This is a genomic window from Pseudomonas sp. NPDC077451 (assembly GCF_044543345.1).
Classification (GTDB): Bacteria; Pseudomonadota; Gammaproteobacteria; order Pseudomonadales; family Pseudomonadaceae; genus Stutzerimonas.
In genome coordinates, this window is the sequence record NZ_JBITVX010000018.1 from 1 (window position 1) to 12,176 (window position 12,176).

Annotated in this window: 8 protein-coding genes; 1 reads left to right on the plus strand and 7 read right to left on the minus strand. The window is 57.4% G+C overall.

Translation table 11 applies throughout. The features are described 5' to 3' along the window. Nucleotides 1-91: 91 nt before the first annotated feature. Both ACIGHL_RS20145 and ACIGHL_RS20150 read right to left on the minus strand, forming a co-directional pair. Complete coding sequence (locus tag ACIGHL_RS20145; protein WP_499176707.1) at nucleotides 92-1,750, minus strand: ATP-dependent nuclease; 1,659 nt, start codon at nucleotides 1,748-1,750, stop codon at nucleotides 92-94. Nucleotides 1,751-2,211: 461 nt separating this feature from the next. Continuing rightward, complete coding sequence (locus tag ACIGHL_RS20150) at nucleotides 2,212-3,078, minus strand: LysR family transcriptional regulator (RefSeq protein ID WP_446697717.1); 867 nt, start codon at nucleotides 3,076-3,078, stop codon at nucleotides 2,212-2,214. Between the two features lie 122 nt (nucleotides 3,079-3,200). Between ACIGHL_RS20150 and ACIGHL_RS20155 the strand changes: the two genes are divergently transcribed. After that, nucleotides 3,201-3,869 carry an NADPH-dependent F420 reductase gene (locus tag ACIGHL_RS20155; protein ID WP_446697718.1) on the plus strand — a complete coding sequence of 223 codons (669 nt, stop codon included), beginning with the start codon at nucleotides 3,201-3,203 and terminating at the stop codon, nucleotides 3,867-3,869. 237 nt (nucleotides 3,870-4,106) lie between these two features. Here ACIGHL_RS20155 and ACIGHL_RS20160 read toward each other — a convergent pair whose 3' ends face one another. The 5 genes from ACIGHL_RS20160 to ACIGHL_RS20180 all read right to left on the minus strand — a co-directional run bounded on the left by ACIGHL_RS20160 (nucleotide 4,107) and on the right by ACIGHL_RS20180 (nucleotide 11,983). Further along, a complete protein-coding gene (locus ACIGHL_RS20160) occupies nucleotides 4,107-6,068 on the minus strand; it encodes a methyl-accepting chemotaxis protein (RefSeq protein ID WP_446697709.1) in 1,962 nt (653 codons plus the stop codon). Nucleotides 6,069-6,520: 452 nt separating this feature from the next. Then, nucleotides 6,521-7,309 (minus strand): WecB/TagA/CpsF family glycosyltransferase, encoded by a 789-nt coding sequence (locus ACIGHL_RS20165; protein ID WP_446697710.1) that lies wholly within the window; start codon nucleotides 7,307-7,309, stop codon nucleotides 6,521-6,523. 498 nt (nucleotides 7,310-7,807) lie between these two features. Further along, nucleotides 7,808-9,544 (minus strand): diguanylate cyclase, encoded by a 1,737-nt coding sequence (locus ACIGHL_RS20170; protein WP_446697711.1) that lies wholly within the window; start codon nucleotides 9,542-9,544, stop codon nucleotides 7,808-7,810. Between the two features lie 362 nt (nucleotides 9,545-9,906). Further along, nucleotides 9,907-10,608: an SDR family NAD(P)-dependent oxidoreductase gene (locus ACIGHL_RS20175; protein WP_446697719.1), complete on the minus strand. Its 702-nt coding sequence runs from the start codon at nucleotides 10,606-10,608 to the stop codon at nucleotides 9,907-9,909. A 64-nt stretch (nucleotides 10,609-10,672) separates the two neighbouring features. Continuing rightward, nucleotides 10,673-11,983: an ABC1 kinase family protein gene (locus ACIGHL_RS20180; protein ID WP_446697712.1), complete on the minus strand. Its 1,311-nt coding sequence runs from the start codon at nucleotides 11,981-11,983 to the stop codon at nucleotides 10,673-10,675. Between the last annotated feature and the right edge of the window lie 193 nt (nucleotides 11,984-12,176).

Genomic DNA, 12,176 nt, shown 5'->3' on the forward strand with positions numbered 1-12,176 from the left:
TCACGATGTGATACACGGTAAGCGTTCAGCGTGTGATACAGCTACCCGTGCAGCCTGTGATACAGATACGCAAGGTGAGTTAGCTAGACGCTTACGCTCCATCACCTTTCCAACGTTTCAGCAGCACGCTCAAGATCGCCTTTAGCTCGTCAGCGGTGGTTTGATCTGTTGGTACCCTTTCTCTGAGGTCTGATGGCCAAGATTCGCTGGCGACCAGATCGGTAGCATACTTGCGAAGCACAGCCACATCAGTTCCGTTGAGAACGACATTCTCGAACCCTGTTTCGGGAGCCTCGTAAGGGAAGTCAACCGACTCGGTAATAGCCTGCCGCTGTGCCAGCTCTTGCTGGTCGAAAACTGCGTACACCGTTTTCCCTAAGCCACGGTAGTAAGCCCCCATGGCAGCTATCTGAGAGTCGCTGCCGGCATCTAGGATGGGGATACCTAATGCCTCTAACGGCATGAACCGGTTAGGATCTTCCTTGTGGAGCATGCGAGCCACTGCGGGCCAAGCATCATATTCAGTGCGTCCCTCTGCAAGAAGCACACGCCGTGCAAGCAAGGCTTCACAGACCCGCTGCCGGATATCTTGCCTATAGAGCTTGGCTTTGATGCCAGGTGGCATCCCGGCCTCGCGTGCCTGCAGATGCCCTTCCTCCCGACTAACTACGACGATCTGCTGTGGCGTGAATTCTTCAAGAACGTACGGAGAGTGCGACGTGAACAGGGCTTGGGCTGACTTACCTCGGACGCCATTGATGATGCGTTTTTGGATATGGGGAGGGATGGCAATTTCTGGCTCCTCCATTGCAAAGATGACGTTCTGCTTCAGCTCAGCGATGAGTGATAGCAGCGCCAGAACCATCATGTTTATCGTGCCGGTGCCCTGATGTTGAAACGGTGCGGCATGTTCGCTGCCGTCGCTACGTTGAGCACCGGTGGCCATGAACACTGTGAGTGTCCGACGAAGAGACTCTCTTGTGAGGTCAGATACCCGCATGTGGGGATCAGTACCGCCATCAGACGGCATATAGCTTCTGATAGCGGCCTGTACACTTGAAAGGATGTTACTGATCCCAAGTTCCGGCTTTTCGGCAACCTCAAGGTCGCGAAGTTCGACAAGCAAGTCCTCCCAGATCTTGAAGTTCTTTTCCTGCTGTAACCTCAGGATGATGTCGAGCAACGAGCCCCGCTCTAGGCTTAAAGCTCGACTGCCAGTGCGCACAGTTCGAAGGTAAAGGAACCCGCACTCTCGTTTGTCAGTGTTTCGAAAGGCATCAAATGTACCGTCTTGCCTTTCAGGAGACGCGAAGTACGTTGAGCCGATGAAATCATCATCCTCGGCGTCATACCCACCGGTGAAACCAACGCGTAGGCAGGTTTGAACCCCTTCTGCATCTGTCCCCTGAGCGGGAGGTCCATCGAGAACCTTAGAGTGCTTGTTATCCCACCATTCAAGGTGGTCTCTGAAGCGCATTTCCTGGTCTGCATTCAACCCAGTAATCACGAGCTCAATGCTAATGGGGACAGGCTGCCCCTCTGGACCAATGTATTCGCTAGCGTAGAAATCGTGTTCATCAATAACCGGGCGACGTGACAAGCGCTCCGGCCCCAGAACAAGGTCAATAGCCTCGAGAAGGGTGGATTTCCCTATGTTGTTGTCGCCGACGATAACCGCATGATCAGGAAGAAGAATATCTGCAGTTCTAATCCCTCGAAAATTTTCCACTTTCAGGCTTGCAACACGCATGTCATCCCTCTTTCCTTGCGCTGATTTCGATCCCACCCCCAGGATAGCGTCTAAGCAAGCACGTGCGGTTGATTACGAAGGGATACTGAAAACGTGCCGATGACTCTCACTGCAGGCTGGGCAATATCTCGCCAAGCAGTCAACCCACCGTACCTCCTGTTAATTGGCAAGCCCGGCGCCGTGAGGAGTTTCAGCGGAATCTGCTGGAAAGACCGCTTCCGGTCGGAAGAGGTCATTCTGTGTTTAGGAAAACCGGGCAATTCACGGGATAGGTACGCCTGCTGCAAGCAGAAACTCTCAGATTAACCCTCAAGCCTGAGCAAGGACGCTCAGTGAAACGCCGGCACACCTGACCGGCTGGCTGCCGCTGAAGCTAGTTTTTCAACAGAATCGGCCAAAAGCGGACACTAACGAATCCTGGGGTCTCCATGGTTTGGGGTGTCTTCGAAACCGGGGACGATTCAGAAACGCGCAAGAGCAGCATCAATAAAGTGGCGCACCTTAACTGTTCTTTGGCGGTTGGCTGTGTAAAGCAAGTGCATGGGCCGGCTTGGAGTCTCATATTCAGCGAGCAGTCTAACCAGTTCGCCGCTGCGCAACGCTGGCGTAAGAAAATCTTCAGGACCCAGTACAATTCCGAAGCCTTCCAGGGCTGCCGACACAAGGGCTCTACTTTCATTGACCGACAATCTGCTGGAAACCTGTACCCGCTCGGTCACTGAGTCCTTGGAGAACTCCCACTCTCGATCAGCCGGGCGCGACCAGTACGCATATCCAAGACACTCATGGTTCGTCAGATCGTTTGGCACTAGCGGGACACCGCGGTCGGCCAGATAGCTTGGAGCCGCGCAAGCTATCAATTTGTAATGCCTCAATGGCCTTGCCACTAAGGTTGAAGATGCCAACGGGCCGATCCTGAACGCCACTTCATACTCCTCATCGACTAGGTCGACTAACCGATCGGTCAAGTGTAGGTCGATTTCAATTCTCGGATGTTGTCGCAAAAAATCGGTGATGAAGGGCATTAGGCTGTGAGAGCCGAACGTTACAGGTGCGCTAACTTTCAGCCTGCCGCACGGCGTGTCACTCATGACTTGAACAAGGGAATCGGCTGCCTGAGCTTCACTGAGAATGTGCTTGCAGCGTTCGTAGTAGGCGCTGCCCAATGCAGTCAAACTCTGGCGGCGAGTGGTCCGGTTCAGCAAACTCGCTCCCAGCCGCTGCTCCAACGCAACGACGTGCTTGGCCACCATTTGCGGCGACAAGCTTAATCGCTCCGCCGCCTTGGCAAATGAGCCGCTCTCTACCGCGGTCACAAACGCTGCCATGCTCGTCAAACGATCCACGATTAGACACTCTTAGTAACGAGACTAGGAATTAGATGATTATTTATCTGCTACTGGTTGGCAATCATCATGAATTCTCCATCAGCCTTAAGCGGAGCAATCACATGAGGATTGGCATCATCGGAGCAGGTTTTATAGGGCGTGCGGTAGCTACATTGCTCCTCGCAGCTGGGCACGAGGTGCTGCTCAGTAATTCACGAGGTCCCGAGAGCATGAGTGGTGTGCTTATTGATATCCCTGGCTCCCAAGTCGGCACGATTGAGGACGCATCGAAATTCGGTGAAGTTGTATTGGTGGCCATTCCCTTCCGACGCTACCTAAGTCTTTCAGCCGAATGGCTTGATGGCAAAATCGTGTTGGACGCAAACAACTATTACCCTGACCGCGACGGTCAGATTGGTGTTCTGGATAGGCTCGAGAAAACCACGAGCCGCCTTATCGCCGATCACTTACGGGGGTCCAAGGTGGTCAAGTTGTTCAATGCAATTCTTGCCGAAGACTTGACGCGTGATTCACGCCCTAAAGGGGCGCCTGATCGACGAGCACTGCCGGTCGCTGCGGACGACTCTACGGCAAAACAACTCGTGATCTCGCTGCTGGATGAAATAGGATTCGACGCGGTCGATGCTGGAAAATTGGATGAAAGTTGGCGATTTGAACGGGCGAAGCCGGCCTACTGTATACCGCTGAACAAAAGGGATCTGATTGTTGCCCTGGCATTGGCTGATCGAGTGGCTGAACTTCCCGACGGCTCGTGGCGCCGCGGAGCATAGAGTGAGGAGAGATTGACCTACATCTAAGGTGGCGTGCTTTGTGGCTAAAAAAACCTGTCCTTAATGGCCGCTTCTGGCCGATAGCGGCCCCTTGCGGCTTCGTTTATCGACCTACCGCAGTCCAATACATAAGAAAGCCATTAGCCGAATATCGAACGGATAACGGCACATAACACCCTCCACCTCATCCACAAAGCGGCCGTTTGGCGGCAGGGGGTTACACCGCAGCGTCGCGGCTCAAGCAACCTTGAACCGGCCCACCAGCTGTTGCTGCTGCTCAGCCAGGCGGGCGAGTTCCAGACTGGTCGTGGCCGTCTGTTCTGCGCCCGCGCTCACCTGAATCGCGACATCGTTGATTTCGACGATGTTGCGATTGATGTCTTCGGCCACCGCACTCTGCTCCTCCGCTGCCGTGGCGATCTGCAGGTTGCGATCACTGATCGCCGACACACCTTCGGCAATCTCTGCGAGCAACTCACCCGCCCGGCCAATGTTGCTGGAGCCGTTCTGCGCTTTGACCAGTGTTTCCTGCATCGAGCGAGCTGCCCGGTCAGCCCCGCCCTGGAGGTTGGCGATCATCTCCTGAATGCTGCCGGTTGATTCCTGTGTCTTCTGCGCAAGCGTCCGTACCTCAGACGCGACGACCGCAAACCCACGCCCGTGCTCCCCTGCTCGGGCAGCTTCGATGGCCGCGTTGAGCGCCAGCAGGTTCGTCTGGTCGGCAATCCCACGGATCACATCCAGCACTGACGAGATGGAATCGCTCTCGCGCTTCAGGTCCGCGATGATGCTTGCCGTCTGGTCAGCTTGGTCAGAAAGCTCACGAATGACGCCAATGGTGCTTTCAACCTCGGCTCGCCCTTGAGCGGTATTGGCGTTGAGCTGCTGCGACAGTTCGGCCGCATCGTTTGTGCTTCTGGCCACATCGCGCACAGTCGCGCTCATTTCGTTGATGGCGGTCACCACCAGCTCGGTTCCCTGACGCTGCCGATCGATACTCTCGCTCGTTTGTACGGTGACTGCGGATGACTCCTCGGCGGCGGTCGCCACCTGCGCCGTTGCGGTACTGATGTCTTGAACGACCTGTTGCAGCTCCATCGCCATGAGGTTGAGGTTGCGTGAGATCTCGCCGAATTCGTCCTTGCCCTCGTAGCGCGCCTTGGCCGTCAGATCCCGCGCCGACAGGGCGAGCAGCGCCTGATTGACCTCCCGAACGGCCAGCTTGATGTTGCGAATAATTAGCAAGGACAGGCCAACCACGACCAACAGCGCAATGACCACCGCGGAGACGGTCATCCACAAGGCGCTCTGTGCCTCGTCGCGCGCCAGAGCGGCCAGGGTCCCGACGTCCTGAGCGAGTGCCTGTTCCAGCTCACCCATAAGGTCGATCCGGTTGGTGGCTGTCTCGAACCACGTTTCACTGTCAACGCCCAGGCTTTGGCCAATCGGCACCTCAAAAGCCAAGCGTTGCAGCCGCGCCACTTCGAGCGCGCTCGGCTGCTGCAGTTTTTCGTCCAGCGCACGGGTAAAACCCTCCGCCGCCGCACGACGGAAGCCTTCCATATAGGCAGAGAATTCACCGAGGTTTCGGCTGAAAGATGCAAGCAAAGGCGCGTCGAAGCGATCCTGAGCGAAGACAACACCCAGCATTGCGCGCTCGCGGCCTGCACGCTCCTTCATTTCGATGAACTGGTTGAGGCCGCCTAGCGCTCGTGCGAGCGTGGCGTCCTGCACCCCGCGCTCCACCGCATGCGTGAAACCGATCAGGGACCTGATGTAGCCGGTGAAGCGAGCACCGGACTCGACATTGGTGATCGCAAACGTATCGACCTGCGAACGTGTTGCCGGAAGCTCATCAAGGCCCTTTAGAACATTGCCTATGTGCGAGCTATCCCGTGCGGCAAGTTCCCTCACGGCGCTCAACGCTTCATCGGTAGCTTGACGCATGCCTGGCAGGCGATCCGCCATGGTGCGTCCCTGGCTCCCCAGGTAGACCCCACTGGCGCCACGCTCACGCTGCAATGCGGTGATCAGGCGGCTGACGGTCTGCGCGGCCACGCTGGCCTCTACAGTGTCCTCCATCTGTTTTAGCGTGCTGTAGCTGTTAGCGATGTAGAGGCTGGCCAGCCAAAGGAAACCGAGTACCGGACACGCAAGAATGAGCACGAGCTTCGCGCTCAGGGGAATATTTTTCAGCATAGGAACCTCATGCTCCGTTTGTACGGAGCGGCGCAGGCATGGGCAGTTCTCGCTCCGGTGCACTGCGATGCAATACATCCAATGCGTGAGAGCGGTTTTACGTCTGTTTGGGCGGTCGAAGCTTTTCGTAGATGCTCAGAAGCTTTTCGTGGTGCCCAATATGGTGGCCGACGCATGCCGAACAGCTTGCGTGGACTCCGTTTTGACGGGCGGTATTTTTTAGGCTTAAGCCTCAGCCACCCATGACGCAAGTCAATTAAGTAACGCCAATATCTCGCCACTCGTCGGGACGCGCATTACTCGGTAGACCTGTTCCGATTGAGGGTGGGCGGCGGCTGCGCCGCCATGGGTTGGGCTAGCGAAATCCTTTCGATTACAACCAGAACAACGACAGCCGTCGGGCCGGACGGCTGTCGTAAGAAAGGGGAACGACGGCCGTCACGCTCCGGCCGTCACCGAAATTGCCGGTACACGATAGGCATGATGCGAACCGCGTCTTTGGCGTAGCGCTTTGCCAGGCGTCGCGGTTCGGTGCACATACGGTGCAACCATTCGAGCGACATGCGCTGCATCCATCTCGGCGCTCGCTTAACCTTGCCGGAGAGGAAGTCGATTGATGCCCCGACGCAAAGTCCAACCCCTCGTGCTCGACCATCTGCTCGAATCAGTCGCCCCAGAACTTCCTGGCGAGGGCAACCTACGGCAAGTACCACGAGCTCGGCAGGATGACCGATGACGAAGTCCATGCACCTCTGAACGTCCTGCGGGTTGTCGTCGAACCCCATGGGCGGGTTGTGATGGAAAAAGGTCACATTCGGGTATAGCTGACGCATCGTTCCTACGCCCGATGCGTCGCTGCCAACCACCGTTACCCGCCACCTTTTCGCCTCGGCGACATACATCAGTTCCGCGGTCAGGTCGCTGCCAGGGATAACGTCCGGGACAGGGATGCGCAGCAGTGTCATCAAGCCTTTCAACACCTGGCTGTCGCAAATCCTGTGACTGGCGTTTGCATAGGCGCGGCGCAGTTCGGGATCGTCTTCGAGCCGGACCACATGGTTGACGTTAGGGGTGACGATATAGCTGAACTCGCGGTTGCTCGCCTCGATGATGTGGGCGATGAGTTCAGCATTCGATCCGTCATAGAACTCGATATCGAACCCTCTTACTGTGCTTTGTCTGTTGCAACTGGACGGTCGCTCGTCTGCATGGGGCTCCTTGGGTCCCAAAAGCTTTTGCAAAACGCTGTCTCCTCGTCAGACATAGGGCATCGCATAGGGGTGCATTCAAGCCAAGCCAGCATTAAACGCCGCTGAAGCTTGCATTGTTCTTAAACTGAACCCGATCGAATGCAGAGGTTCGAGCCAAGCGGCGAGGAACCGGACGGCGAACAGCTGGCTTTGACGCGTCCGTGGCGATCAACCTGCAGCGCTGCCGTCTGACACGCATTTGCGGTCGCTTCGGCAGCTGTGTCGGATCAATAAGGATGGGGACAGTGCTCGGCCAGCTCGCAACGCAACGCCGTGTGGAATCGAGCACCTGGGCAATGCCCTTGGCGTGGGGGGAGTAGGTCGCAAAGAAACAACCGCATCAGGTCGTCATGGGATCCTATGCGATGCCGCAGCGCATCAACAGCGATGCGCGGCAGGCAAGCCCCATCCATATGGCTTTATAGAGAGTTGTCCAATCCGTCCCGCCGATGGTCAGGCGGTTGGGTCACAACGGGCACACCAATCGGTTCAATCGCTTACGCAATCAGCCAACGCTTCGATGCTAGAAGCCATAGCGGGCTCTGCTTGGCACACGCGGTTGCGACCGCTTTCCTTAGCCTCGTACAGCGCCCCGTCGGCGCGCGCCAGTGCGGACTCGATGCTCTCTTGGGTGGTATCGATCTCTGCGACACCAATACTTACGGTGACCTGAATGCTCTCGCCTATGCTGGACGTAACTTCCAGCACCTGCACGGCGCAACGGATGCGCTCGGCAAATTGGCCAGCCTCCAGGAGGTTAGCCCCTGGCAGCAGAACGACAAACTCCTCGCCGCCCAAACGAGCAACCAGGTCAATAGTGCGACTTTCTTCTTTCAGAGTTTTCGCCAAGAGCCTGATGACCTGGTCGCCACTGGCGTGGCCGTGGGAGTCGTTAATGCGTTTGAAATGATCAATATCGAGCGTCACGATCGATATCGAAGTGCGGGAGCTTCTGGCCAGCTTGAGTAAGTAATCTGATTCTGGAAAGAAGTACCGTCGGTTATACAGCTTGGTCAGCGGGTCAGTGTCCGCCTGCTTTTTCAAATCCGCTTGAGAGGCACGCATATCCTCTAGCAGCTTGATTCGGTGCGAGATAATGAATGCCAGTGTCAGCGCTTCGAGCACGATACCGATGCCAACCCCATGACTGCTTACATAGGTCGGCGAAAGGATGCCTTTATAAGTAAGCACGGCAAGAATATTGAATAGTACGAAGAAGCTGTGGCCAACCAGGAAATACTTTACGAGCGGATGACCTTTGCGATACAGCGAGATGCTGACCGAAAAGGTGACCAGCATCATCAGCGCTGCCAGACTGCTTGCCGGTTTGAGCGCAGCAGAAATATCGAAAAAGGACCATATGAAGGTGACCGCCAGCAGCGCAATCAGTGCTTGCAGAAAGCGGTGCTCGGTGGGGTATAACAACTTCGTCTCGAAGATTGACATCATGAACAGCAGCAAGAAGATGGGCATCGTAATCAGCGACATGTTCAGCTGGAAAACTGCGTCACCATACCCATTAAACACGCTGGCAATCAGGCCGTAGGAGAGCGCGATCCAGACCAGCCCTGAGATAAGATAAAGCGAATAGTAGATGTTCTCCTTGTTACTGGTGGCGAAATACAGCAGCGCATTGTAGAACACGAGAGCGAGCAGCATGCCGACCATAAGAGCGATATCGGTATTAACACTTACCAATGCCAGACGCGACGCTCGTTCGTTATAAATATCGATCGCGAACCATTGGTGAGAATAAGATACGCTGCGCAAGTACAGCGTGCTGGACTGCTGCGCGGGAAGCGCCAGCGGGAAAACTAAAGTTCCGCGAAACATCAAGCCTGAATCAGCAGCTTGATTCATATTAAGCTGTTCGCGTTGCCGCAGCTTGCCGTCCCGTTCTTCATAAATTTCAACTGAGCGTAGATGGTATGCATGCGGAAGGTGAATAAACAGCTTCTGATCCGTATCCGATGCGTTGCGCAGAATAAGCCGGTACCAGGCGACCCTTGCATCAGCGCCAAGAGAGGTCCGGTTGCCAGTTTCGTTAAATGGCTGGGCTCTGGCCTGATCAAACGTCAGGTTGTGCGAGGCATCGACAAAATAGCCCATCCGAAAATCGGTCTGTTTGATCGGGTGCTCGTCAATTACTACCTCTGGTGCTGCCCGTGTCTGCGCCGCTGCCAGCAGCACAATAAACGCGAACAATACCTGCTTATATAGATCCATCTGCCAAAGCCTGTCTTATGTTCGCGTGTGCCCGGGTCATACGTAGCGCTGCAGTTCTTTAATGGAATATACGCAAAACGGACCATCACTCCCATTGTGAAATCATGAACATAGAGGGAGCGCGCCTGACAGATGCTAGGGGCCAATGGCAGGGAAGACTATTCGAGCATACTTTCCCCTCGCGGACGGCTCGACGTAAGTCCCGTTGCACTCGGTTGTGGAACCGTTTCCTGAAGGCTATTTATTTCAGGATCAGTCGAACCGGGTTACCTCAAGCTGCCGCGCCACCAGCAATTAGAAACGACACACCCTATGTAGCTGAAAATCAGCTGTCCTTGCCCTCCCTACTTCATCGCCCGCTTCTACCAGGGCAACGCTTCACCGCTATAGGCGTAAAACCCACCGCTCGCCTCGGGCCCCACCCCGTCGACAACGCGCAGCAGATCATCCGCTGCATCGGCGGCAGGCCGGCCAATCTCGGCGCCGCGGAAGGGCTGGGATAGATTCGAGCTGACCGTGCCTGGGTGCAACGCCAGCAGTACGGCATTCGGCTGGCTGCGCTTGATTTCGATGGAGGCGGTCTTGATCAGCATGTTCAGCGCGGCCTTGGAGGCGCGATAGCTGTACCAGCCACCGAGGCGGTTGTCGCCGATGCTGCCGACTTTGGCTGAGAGCATCGCCAGCACACCCCGCTGACGGTCGAGCAATCCGGAGAAATACCGCAGCAGCAGCGCCGGGCCAAAGGTGTTGACTTGAAAGGTTTCGAGTAGCTGCTGATGGTCGAGGTCAGCGAGGCGTTTCTCCGGCATGAAAGCATCGCTGTGCAGCACGCCGGCGGCGTTGATGATCAGGTGGAACGGCCCATGCCTGGCTAGCTCTGCCGCAGCCTGCTCGATGCTGACCGGATCAGACAAGTCCAGCGGCGGCGAAGTCGAGCGCCCCAGTTCCGTTACTGATGAGCAGCGCTGGTCCATGCGCAACGCGTCGACCAGCGCAGCCCCGATGCCGCCGGAGGCACCAATGATCAGCGCGCGATAGCCCTCGGGAAACGATTCCATCTGCATCATGGTTGCCTCTGGCCAAGATCCGGCCTGGTTGGGTGGGTCGGGCTCGGTTCAGATCGAGCGCTTAGCCCGGTTTGTTGGTTTGCAGGCCGGCGCGCCATTGCTCGATATGGTTCGCCAGCAGGTCGGCCACCGGCAGGCATGCGCCGAGTCGGTAGAGATTCCAGTAATGCCCTTCCAGCGTGCGGTTGACCAGCAGCGTACCGGACGCCGGCTGCAGACTGCCGAGCGCGGACATCAACAGCGGCGAGAGCTCGATCAGTTGCTGATGCAGCGATGCGCCGCGGAAATCCCATTGCGCGCCCGGTTGCAGCAACGGGTGCAGCAGCAGATGGATGCGGCGATACAGGCTATGCGGTGGCGCGCTCCCAGGCTGGCGACCGCCGAGTGCCTGGAAGCCCGCCTCCAGCGCCTCGCTGGAGGGGCCGCGCAGGGCATCGAAGATCTGCACATAAGCACGCAGCAAACGCTCCGGCAGTGGCACCACACTGCCAAAATCGTAGACCACCAGCTCCCCCGTCTCGGTCCAGGCCAGATTGCCCGGGTGCGGATCGGCGTGCAGCTGCCCGAGGCCGAACGCCTGCTCGGCAAGCCAGTCGCACAGCGCTTCGGCCAGTCGTTGGCGAATTTCGGTAGGCGCCTGCTCAACCTCGTTCATTGAGCGCCCCGGCCGCTCCTCCAGCACCAGCACACCTGGGCGGCACAGTTCCGTTGCGGCAAAGGGAATATGCACACCTGGCCAATCCGCAAAGTGCTGACGGAAGCACTCCAGATTTTGGCGCTCGGCGTCGTAGTCGAGTTCCTGGTCGATGCCGCGTTGCAACTCACGGTAGACGGATTCGAGTCGCGCCGAGGGCGTGCCGAACAATCGCCCCAGCGGCATCAGCCGGCGCAGCTGACGCAGGTCGGCGTCGCAGATGGCGCGGATGCCCGGATACTGGATTTTCATGATCAACGCCCGCCCCTGCTGATCACGCGCCCGGTGCACCTGCCCCAGGGACGCCGCCGCGGCGGGTTGCGCTTCGATGGTGTCGAAGAGTTCGTACAAGCGTCCGTCATAGCGACGCTGCAGGTGTGATTCGAGCGAGGCGAACGGCAGCGACGGCACCTGATTCTGCAGACGAGACAACGCCGCACTGACCGGTGGGGGCAGAACGTCCTGCCACTGCGAGGCTTGCTGGCCGAGCTTGAGCACCGGGCCTTTCATCTGCCCCAGCGTATCCCCCAGCAAGGCCCCGATCGGCGCCCAGTCGATGCGTGCCTTGCCGGGGGTGATGCGCTGCACCAGCAGGTTCCCGGCGATACGTGCACCGGTGCCGCCGAGATTGAGAAAGCGCCCCAGTGCAGACGCCGATGGGCGAGAGAAACGAGACATGCAGGTTACCCGCGGCAGGCAAAGCCTGATCATGGGGCAGCTGACCAGACGAACCAAGGGTCAATGGTTGCAACCTGTTGCGTCGTCATCTCGTCAGTAGCCTGTTCGACACAGCAAACGAAACGTCTGCAAGCCTGGCCTGGCGGGCTATCAAGCCCCCCATAAAGCCGGCTGAGCGCGTCTGGCAAACAGG